The following is a 16,017-nucleotide window of genomic DNA, read 5'->3' as shown; positions in this document are numbered from 1 at the left end:
CATGGCTACAATTCGACATGGCCCGGATAATTGCGGCAGCGCGGCACCAGTTGTTTCGAAACTTGCGATGTGTGCCGTAAAGGGCACTGAAAACACGCGGCTTTCACGTTAGACCATAGCCGGGGGGCCCCGGGGGGCCAAGGTGTTCACATGGATTTTCGAATAGGCGACGACACGATCACCGTGAACGTGCCAAGCTGGGCCGTGCTGGAGGCCCGCGTGCGCGAACGGTTTGCCCGGCGCAGCGGATTTGCGTTGGCCACAATCAATCTGGATCACATCGTCAAGCTGCAGGCTTCTGATGCCTTCCGCGAGGTCTATGCCGCGCAGGATTTTGTCGTGGCCGATGGCTATCCCATCGTCTGGCTGTCGCGACTGGCGGGACGGCCCGTCGCGTTGGTTCCGGGGTCTGAGGCGATTCTGCCGCTTGCCCGTATTGCGGCCGCACAAGGAGTCACGGTTGCGCTGTTCGGCTCCAGCGCGCCGGTTCTGGCAGCGGCGGCGGAATACCTGGAGCGTGAGGTCCGCGATCTGGAGGTGGTCAGCCAGATTGCTCCACCGATGGGCTTTGACCCCGCTGGCGCTGAGGCGCAGGAGATGCTGCGCCAGATTTCCGCCTCTGGCGCGCGGCTGTGTTTTGTCGCGCTGGGCGCGCCCAAGCAGGAAAGTTTCGCCGCGACGGGGCGAAGGATTGCCCCGGACATCGGCTTTGCCTCGATTGGGGCGGGCTTGGACTTCTTTGCCGGAACGCAGCAGCGCGCCCCAAATTGGGTGCGCAAGATTGCGATGGAATGGCTGTGGCGGATGATGCTGGACCCAAGGCGGCTGTTTGGCCGTTACTTCAAATGCGCCCTTGCGCTGCCGGGTCTGACCGTGCGGGCCTTGCTGCTGCGCCTTAGTGACAGGCGCGACTGATCACAGGCGCCTGGGTTTGGGGCGGCGCAACAGCAGAGCATCCTTTAGTTTGGATTTTAGCCCGCGCGGCGGCAGCAATTCCATGTCGCGCTCAAACGTCGTGCCGTTCAGGCCCGTGTCGCGCATCAGCGCCAGTTTCACACCCCACTTTGCCGCCACGTCTGGCGGCAGGCCGTCGGGGATGCCCATGCCGGTCGCCAGCGCGCCGGGCAGCCAGTCGCTGATCACGATACCGGGGAAACGGTCAAACAGATCGGCGATCAGCGCCCGCGTCAGAATGCGCTGCGCGCCCTTGGATACGGAATAGGCCGCTGATGCGGGCAGGGGTGCAATGTCGGCGTAGCTGGCCACGTTCAGGATACGGCCTTTGCCGCGCGGGGCCATGTCCTGTAGCGCCGCCCATGAACAGGCATAAACCCCGCCAAGGTTGATTTTTATGCTGTGCCAAAAGCGGTCCGGCGTTTCCTCCAGCACATCGCGCTTGGGATAGACGGCGGCGTTGTTGATCAGCAGCGCCAGCGGTCCATGACGGCTGGTCATTTCCGTAAATCCGGTCGTCACAGCGTCGAAATCGGACACGTCCAGCGGTACAGCGTCAAAACGGCCCCCGCACAGCGCGGCGGTTTCCTCCAGCGCCTCTGCCCTGCGTCCGGTGCCGACCACGGTAAAGCCCTGCGCGCAGAGCTGTTGCGCCAGCGCGCGGCCCAGACCGGATCCGGCACCGGTGACCACGGCAAAACCGTCCTGTGGCGTGATCTGCGTCATGTCCGGTCCTTCAGGATCTGGTCCGCCACCCGCAGGGCGTTGGCGGCAATGGTCAGGCTGGGGTTGACCCCCATGGAGGTGGGCATGAAACTGGCATCCGCCACCCAAAGGTTGGCCAGATCATGCGCCCGCCCGCCCGCGTCCGTGACGGATGTCGCCGGATCATGCCCGAACCGCAGCGTGCCGCAGGGATGACCCCAGTTCAATTCAGGAGTCATCGACAGGAACATGTGCCGGTGCCCGCGCAACCCGCGCCTCAGAGCCTTGCGAAAGGCACGGCGGCGCGTGCGCAGTTCATCTGACAGGGTGTAGGTGACGGACAGTTTGTCGGGTTGCGTGGGATCGAACAGCACGCGGTTTTGGGCGTAGGGAAAATCCTCCATCAACCCGACAAACAGATGTGCGTGGCCCAGAAATACCTGCGCCACCGCCGCCATGGGGCGTGACAGAGTGCGCAGGCGGGACTGCCCGCGCAGGTCGAACATACGATTCAGGAAATGCACCATCTCGCCATACGAGGCGCGGATGCCCATGGCCTGTACCGACCCCAGCCGCATATCCTCACGGTGGTAAAAGTCGCGAAAGGATATCGCCTTGGTCGCGCCACTGTCCGGGGTGCCGCGTTTCGGCCAAAGGGCAAAGCGTTCATCGACATGCAGCATCAGGTTGGCTCCGACACATCCGGACCGATTGGCCAGCCCCTCGGGCCAGTCCTCTGACGCAGAGGCCAGCAGCAGGCGGGGCGAATGCAGTGCCCCGGCGGCAAGGATGAAACGACCCGCCCGCAAATGTCGGATTTCGCCATCAATACGCACCTCGGCACTGGTGATGCGATTGCCTTGGGTGTGCAGACGGATGACATTTGCGCCGGTCAAGAGATGCGCATTGCCGCTGGCCAGCGCGGGTTCCACCCCGGCAGAGCGGCCATCCATTTTGCAGACCTTGGGGCATTTGCGGCCAAGGCAATTCTCACAGCCCCCGACATTGGCGATGCCCGTATGCGTGCGATAAGGATGCAACCCGGCGGCGCGCAGGCTGTCGGTCAATCCGGCCTCTGCCTCGCGCAGAGGTGGCGGGATTTCCAGTGGCATCGAGGCCTCAGGCGACAGGGGATCGGGCGTGCCGTGGACGCGGAATTGCAGGGCGGCGCGGTCATACCACGGGGCCATTTCGTCAAATCCCACCGGCCAGCCGCCGGTTGGGTGCGGCTGGCCGGGCAGATCGTCCAGATCGTGTCGTTCGGGGCGTTCCAGCGTGGCGGCGTAGAACACCGAACTGCCCCCCGGTCCGCTGCCCAGCGGTGCGAAAAAGCTGGTCTGAACGCCGTCGAGCGACACATGCAGCGGATCAGGCCACAGGCCCCGCGCAGCGCGTGCCTCTGGCACGAAGACCTCTGTCAGGCCGTTGCGTTCGCTGCGCAAACCCGGTGTACCCTTTTCGACAAACAGCACCTTTTGGCCTGCCTCGGCCAGCGCGCGGCCCAGCGTACCGCCGCCCATGCCCGCGCCGATCACGATGGCATCCCAGTGCGTGTCAAAGACCGATGTCATCCGTCTGAGGCCCCGTTCATGGAAACCGCTGGTTGCAGCGGTGCAAAGACGGGGCGCAAAACGTCGCGTATGCGGATCGCGGCGCTGTTGGTCAGGTGATTGTTGTCGAAATACTGGCCCTGCCCCTGCTGAACGGCAGAACACAGACCGTCCGCGCAGAAATACGGCCAAGTGTCGAGGAAGGTGATGCGGCCCTCATCGACCAGCGGCAGCCACGGGGAATCCGAAAGGGTGCCGCGCAGGACGATGGCCTCAGCGGGAACAGAGGCCTTCGTGGTCGCCGGTGCGGCGAGGGGCAGGCCCACATGCGCCGCCTCGCGCGCGGCAAAGCGGCTGTTGTACCACGGGATTTCGGGGGGTTGGCGCAGGACATGGACGTGATCGACTAGATGGCCCAGTTCCTCAACCGTGGTACGCGCCGCCTTGGCCAGCAATTGCGGTTGTCGCGTCCCGGTCGACGCGGGCCGGTCGGTGGGAAACAGTGCGATCCGGTCATGGGCATTCAGCCCGACGCCCTCACCCGTGGCATAATAACTCCACCGCCCGATCAGCAGCACGGAGTCGAGGCTGTTCAGCGCGGGCAGGGCCTGCCGGATCTGTTTGTTGGCCCTTGTGCAGGCAGTGTCCTGTGCCGGGGTGGCGGCGCTTTCGACCTTGCGCAGACCAAAGAGCGGCGCACATCCTGCGCGCCATATCAGGATGGCGGGCACCTCTGCCTCATGCGCGGCGACATCCAGTCCTTCTTTCATCGCGCGCACATGGCTGTCTCCCCAGACCAGCAGGCGGGGAGGGCCGTCTGGACCGATCGGGCAGACCTCCAGCCCGTCCAGCGGGCCGCTGTCGGCGATGCGGCACCTGCTCCAGTCCTGAAGGAAATCGCCGGAGGCGGCGATATGCACCCGTGCTTGTGTCCCGAACCGTTCCGGCAGCCCGTCGCGGGTGAACAGGGCAAAGCCCACCACCAGTGCTGCCAGCGACGCCAGCGCCATACCGCCAAACACTGCGCGCCCGGTCAGGCGGCGGGCATGGCGCACGGGCTGTTCGACAAATCGCCATGACGTCCAGCCAAGGCCGATCGACACGGTCATCCAGACCAGCGATTCCAGCAGGCTCATATCCCCGCGCAGCGCAGAGGCCAGCGTGTAGACGGGCCAGTGCCACAGGTAGAGCGAATACGAGATCAGCCCGAAGAACCGCATCACCGGCATGGTCAGCATCCGGTTCACCGGGTTGTCGCCGTTGCCCGACGACAATAGCAACAGCGTGCCAAGGACGGGCGGGACCGCCAACAGCCCGGGGAACAAGGGCCCCGCCGGGGTGAACCAGATCGACGCGCTGACCATGACGATCCCGACAGAGGAAAACGCCGGGTGGCCGCGCCAATTGCTGCCCCGCGACTGTCCCCAGATCGCCAGCAAGACGCCGGACAACAGCTCCCACGCGCGGAAGGGAAACAGGTAAAACGCGGCGGTGTGTGACAGCGGGGTCAGCAGTACGCAGGCGATCAGTGAGGCGGCCCAGCACGCCACCAGCGTGCCGATCAGCCCCCAACGCCATCGCGCCAGCACGATCAGCAGCAGCGGCAGGAAGATGTAGAACTGTTCCTCAACAGCCAGTGACCATGTGTGCAGTAGCGGTTTGTCTTCGGACGCGGTGTCGAAATAGCCCGCCTGCCGAAAGAACAGCACGTTTGACAGATAGACCGTCGAGGCAATCACCGCCTTGCCGTACTCGCGAAACTCGAACGGCAGCAGGATCACCCAGCCCAGTGCGGTTGTGACCAGCAGCATGGCGAAAAAGGCGGGGGCGAGGCGGCGAAGCCGGCGGATATAGAAATTTCGCAGGCTGATGCGGCCGGTGGCATCGTATTCGCGCCACAGGATGCCGCCGATCAGAAAGCCGGAGATCACAAAGAAGATGTCGACGCCCACAAACCCGCCGTCCAGCGGCAGTCCAAAGTGGTACAATACCACGGCCAAAACGGCGACAGCGCGCAGCCCGTCGATGTCTCCCCGGTAAGGGAGTGGGTTATGCGCCGGTGCGCTCATGCCGGGCTGTATCCTCGTCCGTCGCGCAGGCGCGTCATGTCTGTCCTTCCGGGTTCTCCGGAGATGTCCGGCGCCCTGCTTGGCGGGCAGTCTGCGCTCAGAGTGTTGCCATATCGCTTAGGATACCGCATTTCAGGGCAGGAATATGGCAGATCACGGGCATTGGCGCGGACATGGCGGATACGGGCATATCGGCACAGGTGCCGGATTGGTCGCGGGAGCGGATAGAGCGTTTCTGGGAGCCGGGCAAAAAGATGATCCGTGCTGTGCGCCGCTATCAGGCCTGTCGCGGGCGCGGCGTGCTTGGTCGGGGCCTGTCCCGTTACTGGGTCTTGAATCACTGGTTCTGGTCGCTGATGTGCCAGAGCGAGCTGCATCTGACCACGCAGGTGGGGGGCGGGCTGCGGCTGACCCATCCAACCGGGATCATCATCCATCCAGGCGCAAGGATCGGTGTGAATTGTATGATCTTTCATCAGGTGACGCTGGCGGGTCCGGTGGTGTTGGGAGGTCATGTGGATGTGGGCGCGGGAGCCAAGCTGATCGGGCCATTGACGGTGGGCGATCACGCGGTGATCGGGGCAAATGCGGTCGTGACGCGCGATGTGCCAGCCGGGGCCACGGTGGCCGGGGTGCCGGCGCGGGTGATCTCGGGCGGGTAGGGGGCGTCTTGCCGGGAGAGTGTTTTGAGCGCGCTCCGGTCTCCCTACGGTCGCCCCAATGGATATTTTTAGACAGAAGAAGCGCAAGGCCGAGTCACGTCTTGGGGTGGGCGTTTTAATCGATGGCAAAGGTGAACCTGCGTATGTCGTCCTGCGTGTTGGGCCGGTCTTCGCTGAACCCGGCCTTGAGCAAGACGCGGGCGGAGGCCGGATTGTCGAAAGTGACACCAGCGTGCAGGATCTGGGGCGGACCGTTCTGCAAGTGTGCCACAAGGCCCTGCACCAGTTCAGACGCATAGCCTTGCCCCCAACCGTCCTCGCACAGCAAGTAGCCGAGGTGGCGTGTCGTCTCGCCTTCCGGCGAAAACAGGAACAGCAGGCCGATCAGCTCCGAATTTCGTTCGACAAGGCTGACCTGCGCCTTTTTGCGGCGGGCTTCGATCCAGTGGGCAATGCCGCATGGGCCACTTTCCCGGCCGAAATCGGGCGGCAGGTGCTCTAGCACCGCAGGAGTCAGCAGGGTGGGCAAACGTGCCTCCAACAGGTGGCGCGCCGCTGTGACGTCCAATACGGGTTCCCAAGGGCGAACCGTCAGGTGTGGGGTGGTGAACGCGGTCAATAGCCCAATCCGGCCAAAGGTTCTCCCGCCATAAGCGCTTCATAGACCGCCATCGTTTTTTCGCCCTTGCGCGCCCAGGGGAAAAACCCGTCGGCATAGGCTTTGGCGCGGGCGGCGGTGTCTGCCACGTTGGCTGGGGTTTCGACGCAGGCCTCCATCTCTAGGCGAAAGCCGTCGACCATCCGGTCGATCCCTGCCATGTCCACCCGTGCGCCGCGCCCCTCATCCGCCAGATCGCCCGGCGCGCCGTAGTTGGCAACGATGACCTGACATCCGCAGGCCATCGCCTCTATCACCACGCCAGCGCCCAGTTCGCGGATCGAGGGAAAGACAAAGGCGTCTGAGGCGCGCATCATGTCGGCGACCTCTGCCTGTGATTTGCGCCCGTGCATCGTCACGCAGTCCTGCAGGCCGTGTTCGGCGATCAGCGCCTCCATCCTTGGGCGCTCTGGCCCGTCGCCTGCGATGTGCAGGTGATGGCGGCGCAGGGTGCTTGACGCCGCGAAGGCGCGCAGCGGCAGTTCGGGTAATTTGTAAGGTACAAGGCGCCCGGCGTAGAGGAAATTGAGCCTCCCTTCGCCACGGCTGCCTGCTGGTTTGGCCCCCGTCGCGTGAAAGATCGCCGGGTCAAATCCGATCTCTGGGAAAGAGACGATGCGCGCGTCCTCGACCCTCGGCAGGTCGGCGCGGGTGTGGGAAAATGCGCAGAGCACGGCGGCGGCATCGTCATAAGTGCTGCGCGCGTAGGGCAGGTATTTGTAGGCATTGCGCAGCTTGCGCAGCCCCTCTTTCTCTCGCGCTTGTTCGGCGGCAAAGGCGCGCGGCCAGTCAAGGTTGCCGTTCAGCGGCCCGATCACAAAGGGCTGCGGCACCTTGTGCGCCAGCCAACTGGGTAGGGTGGGCGACATCGGTGTGATACGGTGCACGATGTCGAACCCGCCTGATGTCAGTTCCTTTTGGAAATGCCGCCAGACGCCGCGCTCAAAGGCCAGGTACGGCAGATAGTTGAAGATCATCGAGGTCGACCAGCCGACCTCATCGCCGCCCCGGATCATCCGGGCCAGCCGGTACATCGGCGAGGCGATCCATTCGTTGTCGATATAGGCAAAGGGGATGCCGGGGCTGGATTTCTCAATGTTCTCGCGGTTGCGCACATGGGTTGCCACGGTCACATCCGCCAGTTTGCCGATCTCCAGCGCGTATTTGTATCCGACAATGGGCAGCGAGGGCCATTCGGGATTGCACTCGTCCGCCACCAGCAGAACACGAAGCCTTTGGGTCATGAGCAGCCTTTCTACATCACCGTGCGGCGCCGGGTTTCGGCGGTATGGTTGGCATGGCCCCGACGCTGGGTGGGGGCGGCCTGACGGAGTTTTTCGGCGTAGCCGGTCAGCGCCCCGGCCAGCAGCCAGGTCAGCGGGGTCAGCGTGGCATTGGGAATCATGTCAGACACGTTGATGGCAAGCATCAGCGACAACGGTCCGACAAAAGGGGAAATGGCGTCATTGCGATGGCTGCCCATCGCCCGCCAGATCAGCGCCAGCGGCAACAGCAACGTGCCGAACTGCGCAAGGAACCCGATCCAGCCATAGGTGCCGATGGAAATGATCCAAAAGCCATCGGTGACGGTCAGGATCGCTCCGCTATAGGGGTCAAGGATGTGGTTGCGCCCCCAACTGCCCCAGCCAAAGATCGGCTTGATATAAGCGCGCTCCAGCAACTGGTCCTCATTGTGAAAACGAAAGCGCAGTGATCCGGCGCGGTCCGGGTCAATCTTGGTCGCCTGTTCCAGCATCTGTTCCTGCGGAACCAGATCGGCCCCCTTGAGCAGCGGATAGGCTAGGGTCATCGCACCGATCAGCACGGCAATGCGCACCTGCGTGCGCGGTGCCAACAGCACGACCAGCGGGACCAGAAGCACCACGAAGATCAGCGACCCCAGCGATTTGGCCAAAACGAGGATCAGCGTGAGATACAGCGCCACGCCCAGCAGTTTCCACCGCCCGTCCCCCTTGTGCCAACGCCACAGCGCAAAGGCCGACACAACCGAGGTCATCAGGAAAAAGGCGACCCAGATGCCGTGATAGAGAAATACAATGGGCCGGTAGCCACCAAACCGGATGGTCTGCGCAAAGTAGTGCTGGAAATAGCCGTAGACCCAGTTGTTTAGTTGGGGCGACAGGCGCGTCTCAATCAGCATGAGCGGCGTATAGACCAGACCGCCGATCATCAGTGCCCACAACAGTTCCTTTTGCGCACCGCCGGTGGCAAGGTGCTGACGCGCCAGCAGAAACGGCAACACTTGCAGGAATTGTTCCAGTACAAGCGCGGCGGCATCCTTAAGGCCCAGAGCGGGCAGGCCGACGAGGCCGAAAAAGACCGGTTGGCCGTTGTTGATCACCGTCATGATCGGCGAAAAGACAAAAGTCAGCACAAGGGTCTTGCCCAGTACAGAGTCCGGCAGCAGCGAGCCGCTGGGCTCACGCCGTCCCAGCAGGATGGCAAAGACCATGAGCGCGGGGAGATTGTGCTTGTCCAGCGGCGGCATCATCGGAAAATCGAAGACGGCCGGCGGTTCGGGCAGGAACAGGTAGCACAGCATCATCGACCAGATGAAGGCACGCTCTACCGACAGCCGTGACAACATCACGGCCACGAAGATCGGGCTTGCCGCCAGTGCAAGGAAGGCGATCTGGTTGGGCATGGTCGCTTTGCGGTTGGGACGCACGCGTGCGCCGGGTTTGTGTGTTCCTACCAATCGGCAAAGGCAAAGTCGCGGCTGCATTGCAGCAAAACCGTGAAATTGGCTGCAACGTGTAATTGAGGCGCAAAACCTGTCTATGGTCGTTGCTTGGCCGCAATATTGCCCGGATGTGCTAGCATTGCAGGGCAATCGAGAGCAACCTGGAGGAGAAATGACCCGCGAACGGCTGCGCATTGCTTATCTTTGCGACATGTCTCCGCTGGACCGGACACTGTATTCCGGTGGCAATGCGCGGATTCACGACGCTCTGCAAAAGCACGCGGGTGACGTGACCATCCTGCCCCAGACCTGGGCGCGGGCCGAACCTGTGCGGCGCTTGATCCATGCAATGCCGGAGGCGTTGAACCTGCGGGCGCGCTGGCGGGCGCAATATGCGCTGCGCCGGGTGATTGCACGTGGGATCGAGGCGGAATTGCAGCGCGGCGGGTATGACGTGCTGTTTGGCGCCTATGCTCTGCACGCATTGGCCGGAGTCCGGACACCTACGGGCATGGTCACGGCCTTTACCTCGGACGCGACGCAGACCGTCTATCGCCTGTCAGAGGTGGGGCGGGCGCACAAGCGGGTCTTTGTGGTGGGGCCGTTGCTGGACAAATGGGTGGAACGGCGCGAACGCGCGGCTCTGGCGCAGGCCGACCTGTTGTTGTGGCCCTCTGCCTGGTTAAAGGACGCGGTCACGGCGCGCTATGGCGTCGACCCGGGGCGCAATCATCTGGTGCCATGGGGGGCCAACATCGCAACGCCACCGCCCGCCGCATCCAACACATTGCGGCGGGACGCACCTGTCCGGCTGCTGGTGATCGGTCGAAACTGGTCCGCCAAAGGCGGGCCAGAGGCGTTTGACACGATGATGGAATTGCGTGCGCAGGGCGTTGATGCGCGGCTGACCGTGATCGGCTGTCAGCCGCCAAGGGTTCATTGCAATGCGCATGTGACCGTGCATTCGCAACTTAACAAGGCGGTACCTGCGGATCTGGCACAGTTCAACGCCGCGCTGGCCGAGGCGCACTTCATGGTGATGCCATCGTTCGAATCCTACGGCTTCGCCTTTTGCGAGGCGGCGGCGCATGGGTTGCCGTCGCTGTGCCTGCGGGTCGGCGGTGTGCCGGTACGCGACGGGATCACGGGACACGCCCTGCCGCCGGGGGCCGACGCGGCCGATTTCGCGCAGAAAATCCTTGGCTATCTCGATGACCCTGCGTCCTATGCCCGGCTCTGCCAGTCCGCGCGCGAAGAGTTCAAAACGCAACTGAACTGGGATTCCTGGGGGCAGACAACCGCCGATTTGCTGCAAGAGGCCGTGGCGCGCAAGCGTGATGGGTCGTCGGACACGGCGGCCTGAATATGGGGCGTCGGCGGGCCTACGCGTGCTGCAATGCGGCGTGGGGCAGGCTATGATCCCTTCGGAATTTGCGATGCGGCGCGCGGTGTCGCTGCCCGGGGTATATCACGGGATGAAACCGGGGATGGGCTGGCCGCTGGCGGTGTCGGCCGCGCTGATGGAACGCAAACGCGTGGCGCTGACGATTTACCACTGGGTCGGATGAGGTTTCAGACCCGAGGCTGGTTCAAGCTGGACGTTCTCTGGACGTTTTCTGGGCAGTCAGTTTGGGGCTCGTCGGCGGAATTGGGGTCATGACGGCGCTGTGAAACAGCGCCGGGTGGCCCTTAGACCATGTTTATGCTACGGCGCAGCGAAACCTTTGGATGCCGAGAATCGGCTGGAGCCTTACATGTCCCCCCTCACCGACCACGGCGCAGCCGTGCAATCCCGCCTGAGCCAGAACTATGGCCTCAGCCTTGACGCTGTTCAATCCATGATGGATGCCGTATCGCGCGGCGGCGGTTCGCAGGCGCAGTTCAACATTCCTGAACTGGGCGGCATGGGCCAATGGCAGGCCGGCGGCATGACCATGGTTGGCGATATGTTCAACAATGGTCTGAAAAACACGGTCAACAACCTGTGTGGCGAGATCTCCAATGCCTATTTCCAAGGTGCGTTCTACGCGCCGACACCGCAGCCGCAAGGCAGCTATCAAGGCCAGCAGCAGGGCGGCGCGTCGATGACCTTCTCTGGTGGCAGCTTTGGCTCATGGTGGCCGTCCGATCTGGGTCAGCCGTCTTCGCAAGGCTCGCAGAACAACCTCAGCTACGCCATTTTCCCGCAGTCGCGGCGTCTGGCCGTGAACCTAAACGGTCAGGTCACCGTCTACGACACTGGCGACCACCTGATTGGCGGCGTCGGTCAGCAGCAATCGGGCGACGCCAGTTGGACCTTTACCAGCCAGTTCGGCACCGTCTACCTGAACCAGTTGCCGATTGTTCCCGGGCAAAACTCCGGTGCATCCACGCCCGAGCCGTCGTTCACCACCCAGCCCGAGCCGACCTTTGTCGAACCTGAGCCTGTCCAGCAGCCAGAGCCGATGCGGATGGAGCAAAGCCCGGCCCCCGCGCAGCAGGGCGGCAATTCGGACCAGATTTTTGCCGCGCTGGAAAAGCTGGGTAACCTGCGGGACATGGGCATCCTGTCCGAGGATGAGTTCGCCGCGAAGAAGTCCGAACTGCTGTCGCGGCTGTAATCGCAATCTGGTCTTAATCGGGCCTTTCAACTGGCCCTATCCGGCGGCGTGAGCCGCCGGTAGATTGCCCCAAAACCGCCGGCGCTTTTTGCCGGCGCCTTTGCTTGGGGAACGCGGCCTATGAAAATGACCACCGAAGAAGCCTTTGTGAAGGTGCTTCAGCGCCACGGGATCGAACATGCGTTCGGGATCATCGGCTCTGCCATGATGCCGATTTCCGATCTGTTTCCGCAGGCCGGGATCAAATTCTGGGACTGCGCCCATGAGGGCAGCGCCGGTATGATGTCCGACGGCTACACCCGCGCCACCGGCAAGATGTCGATGATGATCGCCCAGAACGGCCCCGGCATCACCAATTTCGTCACCGCCGTCAAAACCGCCTACTGGAACCATACGCCGCTGCTGCTGGTCACGCCGCAGGCGGCGAACAAGACCATCGGTCAGGGCGGTTTCCAAGAGGTCGAACAGATGAAACTGTTCGAGGACATGGTGGCCTATCAGGAAGAGGTCCGTGACCCGACCCGCGTGGCCGAGGTGCTGACCCGCGTCATCGCGCAGGCCAAGCGCGCCAGCGGTCCGGCCCAGTTGAACATTCCGCGCGATTTCTGGACTCAGGTGATCGACATCGAAATCCCCGAGCCGATCGACTTTGAACGCTCCTCCGGCGGTGAGAACTCAGTGGCGCAGGCGGCGGCGTTGCTGTCCGACGCAAAGAACCCGGTGATCCTGAACGGCGCGGGCGTGGTGCTGTCGGCGGGCGGGATCGCGGCGTCGATGGCGCTGGCCGAACGGCTGGATGCGCCGGTCTGCGTCGGTTACCAGCACAATGATGCTTTCCCTGGCGGGCACCCTCTGTTTGCAGGGCCGCTGGGCTACAACGGCTCCAAGGCGGCGATGGAGTTGATCAAGGACGCCGACGTGGTGCTGGCCCTTGGCACTCGCCTCAACCCGTTTTCGACTCTGCCGGGCTATGGCATGGATTACTGGCCGAACGACGCCAAGGTTATTCAGGTCGACATCAACCCCGACCGCATCGGCCTGACCAAAAAGGTCAGCGTCGGAATCGTAGGGGACGCGGCCAAGGTGGCGCGCGGCATCCTTGGCCAACTGTCCGATACGGCGGGCGATGCAGGCCGCGCCGACCGCAAGGCCAAAATCGCCGAGACCAAGTCGCGCTGGGCGCAGCAACTGACCGAAATGACCCATGAGGACGACGATCCGGGCACCACATGGAACCAGCGCGCCCGCGCGGACAAGCCGGATTGGATGAGCCCCCGCATGGCATGGCGTGCGATTCAGAGCGCGCTGCCGCGCGAGGCGATCATAAGCTCGGACATCGGCAACAACTGTGCCATCGGCAACGCCTATCCGTCGTTTGACGAGGGGCGCAAATACCTTGCCCCCGGCCTGTTCGGCCCCTGTGGTTATGGTTTGCCCTCCATCGTCGGGGCCAAGATCGGCTGCCCGGATGTGCCGGTGGTGGGCTTTGCCGGGGACGGCGCATTCGGCATCGCGGTGAACGAACTGACCGCCATCGGGCGCGGCGATTGGCCGGCGATCACGCAGGTGGTGTTCCGCAACTACCAGTGGGGCGCGGAAAAGCGGAACTCGACTCTCTGGTTCGACGACAACTTTGTCGGCACCGAACTGGATGAGCAGGTCAGCTATGCCGGTATCGCCAAGGCCTGCGGGTTGAAGGGCGTTGTGACCCGCACGATGGACGAACTGACCGAGGCGCTGAACACCGCGATCAAGGACCAGATGGAGCACGGCACAACCACCCTGATCGAGGCGATGATCAATCAGGAACTCGGAGAGCCGTTCCGCCGCGACGCAATGAAGAAACCCGTCTCTGTCGCGGGCATCAATGCCGCTGATATGGTTCCGCAACAGCCTGCAAAGGCTGCGGAATAATTCATGAGTGACCCGACGTGTGGTGACGTCCTTGTCCTGAACGTCGGGTCGTCATCGATCAAATGCGCCGTCTTTGACAGCGTCCTGCACGAGGTTTTGCGCGGCGGGATCGAAGGGCTGGGGCCGCAGGCGACCCTGCGTCTTGGCGTCCTGCGCAGGGATGTGGAGGCGTGCGACCATCGCGCGGCTCTGGCGGTGCTGCTAGAGGCGCTGGATGCGCAGGGGGTGCTGCTGGGCAACCTGCGTGTGGTGGGGCATCGCGTCGTGCATGGCGGTCCCCGCCTGACACAGCCGGTGCGGATCACGCCGCAAGTCCGAGACGAGATTGCCCTTTGCACGCCGCTGGCCCCTTTGCACAATCCCCACCACCTTGCCGCCATGGACGCGTTGGCCGCCTTGGCCCCCGATCTGCCGCAGGTGGCCTGTTTCGACACCGGATTTCACGCGACCAACCCAGAGGTCGCGCTGCGCTATGCTTTGCCGCAGGAACTGGCCGACAACGGCCTGCGGCGCTACGGGTTTCACGGGCTCAGCTATGCCGGTCTGGTAGAGCGGCTGGAAACGCTCGCCGGTGCGCTGCCCGACCGCGTGCTGGCCTTTCACCTTGGCAACGGCGCCTCGGCCTGTGCCATTCGGGGCGGGCACAGCGTGGCAACGACGATGGGTTATTCGCCCACTGACGGGCTGACCATGGGCACACGATGCGGCAGCATCGACCCCAGTGTCGTACTGCGGCTGGCCGAAGAGCGCGGGATAGACGGCGCGCGGCACTTGCTGGACCACGGGTCCGGGCTTGCGGGCCTGTCGGGCGGGGTATCCGATATGCGCACGCTAGAGGCCCGTGGCGACCCCGCCAGCCGGTTTGCCATCGACCATTTCATCTATTGGGCGCGCCGCCACGCCGGCAGCCTGATTGCCGCGATGCAAGGGCTGGATGCCATCGTCTTCACCGGCGGCATCGGCGAAAACTCTGCAATGATCCGGGCGGGTATCCTTGACGGTTTGACATGGGCTGGTGCGCGCTATGACCCAGCAAAAAACTCGCGGCACGCGCCGCGTCTACACGACGACGGCACACTGGTCACAGCTTGGGTGCTACCGGCAGAAGAGGAACGCATGATCGCTCAGGCCGCGCGCGATCTTGTGATCATGGCATGACCGTTCAACCCAGCGCCAGCGTCACCGCCGTCGCGGCGACAATATCGTCCACGGTGGTGCCGCGCGACAGGTCGCAGACCGGGCGACGAAATCCTTGCAGGATCGGCCCCAACGCCTGCGCCCCGGCCAGTTCCTGCGTCAACTTGTACGCGATATTGCCTGAATCGAGGTCCGGGAAGACCAGCACATTGGCATCGCCCGCGCCCAACCCCTTTTTTGCGGCAATCACCGGATTCAACGCCGCATCCGCTTGCAATGGTCCGGCAAAGCCCGTGATCTCTGCCGCCCGGCGCACCCGGTCGACGCTGTCGCCCGCGCCGCTGGTGCCGGTGGAAAACGACAGTAGGGCGACCTGCGCCCGGCCCAGTAGCGCCTTTGCCGTGGTCTCTGATGCCCGCGCAATGGCGGCCAGCCCGTCAGCATCCGGGGCCACGTTCACCGCGCAATCGGCAAAAATCAATTCGCGCCCATCCGGTAGGATCATCAGGAAAAACGACGACGGCAGCGTGACCCCCTCGGCCAGACCGATCCCGATGGCGGCCGCCTCGATCACCCGCCGCGTGGGCGCGTCGGCCCCGGCCACCATAGCCTCTGCCTCTCCGGCGGCGACCATGGCAGCAGCGCGGTACAGCGGCCGCTCCAGCATCCGCCGCGCCACGGGTTCCTTGAGGCCGCGCCCCTCGACCAGGGCTGCCAGCATGGCATCGGACGGGGGGATCAGGCCCATCGGCTGCGCCAGCCCTTCGGCCGTCAACCGGGCGCAGGCCGCCGCCACACGCGGCTCCGCCATCTCAGGAAAGACGACGCGCGCCTGCCGTGCCCTTGCCCGATCAACTGCGCGGTCCAATACACCCATGCCCGGTCACTTTCCTGTTCCCTTTCGGCGGAGAATGCAGGAACCGACACGCCATGATCAAGCGCGTTGGCCAAACGCGCCAACGCCCCGAAGTTTGGTCTTTATTCGGGAAAATGGTTTCGATTTTTTGCAGAAACTGAAACAGATTGGGGACCGCTTGCGGATTGGCGGAATTGATTTACGAATG

General features: G+C 63.7%; 14 protein-coding genes. 7 read left to right on the top strand and 7 right to left on the bottom strand.

The annotated features are described in order from the left end of the window. The first annotated feature begins 150 nt into the window (after window positions 1-150). Window positions 151-915 (top strand): WecB/TagA/CpsF family glycosyltransferase, encoded by a 765-nt coding sequence (locus tag ANTHELSMS3_RS04325; protein WP_094033802.1) that lies wholly within the window; start codon window positions 151-153, stop codon window positions 913-915. Here the strand turns inward: ANTHELSMS3_RS04325 and ANTHELSMS3_RS04320 are convergent, their stop codons facing one another. From ANTHELSMS3_RS04320 to ANTHELSMS3_RS04310, 3 genes are read right to left on the bottom strand one after another with little or no spacing between them, the layout of a single operon-like run. After that, the gene (locus ANTHELSMS3_RS04320; RefSeq protein WP_094033801.1) at window positions 916-1,680 is read right to left on the bottom strand and encodes an SDR family oxidoreductase; all 765 of its coding nucleotides are present in this window, start codon (window positions 1,678-1,680) and stop codon (window positions 916-918) included. Beyond that, window positions 1,677-3,230, bottom strand: a complete 1,554-nt coding sequence (locus ANTHELSMS3_RS04315; RefSeq protein ID WP_094033800.1) for a GMC oxidoreductase — start codon at window positions 3,228-3,230, stop codon at window positions 1,677-1,679. The genes ANTHELSMS3_RS04320 and ANTHELSMS3_RS04315 overlap by 4 nt, the downstream gene beginning before the upstream one ends. Then, entirely contained in the window at window positions 3,227-5,278 is a 2,052-nt protein-coding gene (locus tag ANTHELSMS3_RS04310) for an acyltransferase family protein (protein ID WP_094033799.1), read from the bottom strand. Before ANTHELSMS3_RS04310 ends, ANTHELSMS3_RS04315 begins: the two co-directional genes overlap by 4 nt. Before the next feature lie 173 nt (window positions 5,279-5,451). On the opposite strand from ANTHELSMS3_RS04310, the gene ANTHELSMS3_RS04305 reads away from it, so the two are divergent. Continuing rightward, window positions 5,452-5,940, top strand: a complete 489-nt coding sequence (locus ANTHELSMS3_RS04305) for a serine O-acetyltransferase (protein WP_094033798.1) — start codon at window positions 5,452-5,454, stop codon at window positions 5,938-5,940. 115 nt (window positions 5,941-6,055) lie between these two features. On the opposite strand, the gene ANTHELSMS3_RS04300 is transcribed toward ANTHELSMS3_RS04305, so the two are convergent. Genes ANTHELSMS3_RS04300 through ANTHELSMS3_RS04290 form a run of 3 tightly spaced genes read right to left on the bottom strand, consistent with a single transcriptional unit; the run spans window position 6,056 to window position 9,263 of the window. Next, entirely contained in the window at window positions 6,056-6,559 is a 504-nt protein-coding gene (locus tag ANTHELSMS3_RS04300) for a GNAT family N-acetyltransferase (protein WP_157733395.1), read from the bottom strand. Beyond that, the gene (locus ANTHELSMS3_RS04295) at window positions 6,556-7,842 is read right to left on the bottom strand and encodes a glycosyltransferase (protein WP_094033796.1); all 1,287 of its coding nucleotides are present in this window, start codon (window positions 7,840-7,842) and stop codon (window positions 6,556-6,558) included. Before ANTHELSMS3_RS04295 ends, ANTHELSMS3_RS04300 begins: the two co-directional genes overlap by 4 nt. A gap of 11 nt (window positions 7,843-7,853) precedes the next feature. Then, window positions 7,854-9,263 (bottom strand): hypothetical protein, encoded by a 1,410-nt coding sequence (locus ANTHELSMS3_RS04290; protein WP_198319876.1) that lies wholly within the window; start codon window positions 9,261-9,263, stop codon window positions 7,854-7,856. A gap of 211 nt (window positions 9,264-9,474) precedes the next feature. Here ANTHELSMS3_RS04290 and ANTHELSMS3_RS04285 point away from each other — a divergent pair, with 211 nt between their 5' ends. The 5 genes from ANTHELSMS3_RS04285 to ANTHELSMS3_RS04265 all read left to right on the top strand — a co-directional run bounded on the left by ANTHELSMS3_RS04285 (window position 9,475) and on the right by ANTHELSMS3_RS04265 (window position 14,974). Continuing rightward, entirely contained in the window at window positions 9,475-10,665 is a 1,191-nt protein-coding gene (locus ANTHELSMS3_RS04285) for a glycosyltransferase family 4 protein (protein ID WP_094033795.1), read from the top strand. Window positions 10,666-10,717: 52 nt separating this feature from the next. Beyond that, window positions 10,718-10,870, top strand: a complete 153-nt coding sequence (locus ANTHELSMS3_RS04280; protein WP_157733394.1) for a hypothetical protein — start codon at window positions 10,718-10,720, stop codon at window positions 10,868-10,870. 186 nt (window positions 10,871-11,056) lie between these two features. After that, the gene (locus ANTHELSMS3_RS04275) at window positions 11,057-11,902 is read left to right on the top strand and encodes an SHOCT domain-containing protein (protein ID WP_094033794.1); all 846 of its coding nucleotides are present in this window, start codon (window positions 11,057-11,059) and stop codon (window positions 11,900-11,902) included. Window positions 11,903-12,022: 120 nt separating this feature from the next. Further along, window positions 12,023-13,816 (top strand): sulfoacetaldehyde acetyltransferase, encoded by a 1,794-nt coding sequence (gene xsc, locus ANTHELSMS3_RS04270; RefSeq protein WP_094033793.1) that lies wholly within the window; start codon window positions 12,023-12,025, stop codon window positions 13,814-13,816. A gap of 3 nt (window positions 13,817-13,819) precedes the next feature. Continuing rightward, window positions 13,820-14,974 (top strand): acetate/propionate family kinase, encoded by a 1,155-nt coding sequence (locus ANTHELSMS3_RS04265; RefSeq protein WP_094033792.1) that lies wholly within the window; start codon window positions 13,820-13,822, stop codon window positions 14,972-14,974. Between the two features lie 4 nt (window positions 14,975-14,978). Here ANTHELSMS3_RS04265 and ANTHELSMS3_RS04260 read toward each other — a convergent pair whose 3' ends face one another. Further along, window positions 14,979-15,830 (bottom strand): phosphate acyltransferase, encoded by an 852-nt coding sequence (locus ANTHELSMS3_RS04260; RefSeq protein WP_094033791.1) that lies wholly within the window; start codon window positions 15,828-15,830, stop codon window positions 14,979-14,981. Window positions 15,831-16,017: the final 187 nt, after the last annotated feature.

Source organism: Antarctobacter heliothermus (assembly GCF_002237555.1).
Taxonomy (GTDB): Bacteria; Pseudomonadota; Alphaproteobacteria; order Rhodobacterales; family Rhodobacteraceae; genus Antarctobacter; species Antarctobacter heliothermus_B.
Note: the sequence above shows the minus strand (reverse complement) of the source record. Positions and strands in the feature narration are given on the sequence as shown.

Bases quoted from the DNA above. Each gene is read 5' to 3' on its own strand.
- ANTHELSMS3_RS04325 (WP_094033802.1), top strand. From the start codon at position 151: ATGGATTTTCGAATAGGCGACGACACGATCACCGTGAACGTGCCAAGC.
- ANTHELSMS3_RS04320 (WP_094033801.1), bottom strand. From the start codon at position 1,680: ATGACGCAGATCACGCCACAGGACGGTTTTGCCGTGGTCACCGGTGCC.
- ANTHELSMS3_RS04315 (WP_094033800.1), bottom strand. From the start codon at position 3,230: ATGACATCGGTCTTTGACACGCACTGGGATGCCATCGTGATCGGCGCG.
- ANTHELSMS3_RS04310 (WP_094033799.1), bottom strand. From the start codon at position 5,278: ATGAGCGCACCGGCGCATAACCCACTCCCTTACCGGGGAGACATCGAC.
- ANTHELSMS3_RS04305 (WP_094033798.1), top strand. From the start codon at position 5,452: ATGGCGGATACGGGCATATCGGCACAGGTGCCGGATTGGTCGCGGGAG.
- ANTHELSMS3_RS04295 (WP_094033796.1), bottom strand. From the start codon at position 7,842: ATGACCCAAAGGCTTCGTGTTCTGCTGGTGGCGGACGAGTGCAATCCC.
- ANTHELSMS3_RS04290 (WP_198319876.1), bottom strand. From the start codon at position 9,263: ATGCCCAACCAGATCGCCTTCCTTGCACTGGCGGCAAGCCCGATCTTC.
- ANTHELSMS3_RS04285 (WP_094033795.1), top strand. From the start codon at position 9,475: ATGACCCGCGAACGGCTGCGCATTGCTTATCTTTGCGACATGTCTCCG.
- ANTHELSMS3_RS04280 (WP_157733394.1), top strand. From the start codon at position 10,718: ATGATCCCTTCGGAATTTGCGATGCGGCGCGCGGTGTCGCTGCCCGGG.
- ANTHELSMS3_RS04275 (WP_094033794.1), top strand. From the start codon at position 11,057: ATGTCCCCCCTCACCGACCACGGCGCAGCCGTGCAATCCCGCCTGAGC.
- xsc (WP_094033793.1), top strand. From the start codon at position 12,023: ATGAAAATGACCACCGAAGAAGCCTTTGTGAAGGTGCTTCAGCGCCAC.
- ANTHELSMS3_RS04265 (WP_094033792.1), top strand. From the start codon at position 13,820: ATGAGTGACCCGACGTGTGGTGACGTCCTTGTCCTGAACGTCGGGTCG.
- ANTHELSMS3_RS04260 (WP_094033791.1), bottom strand. From the start codon at position 15,830: ATGGGTGTATTGGACCGCGCAGTTGATCGGGCAAGGGCACGGCAGGCG.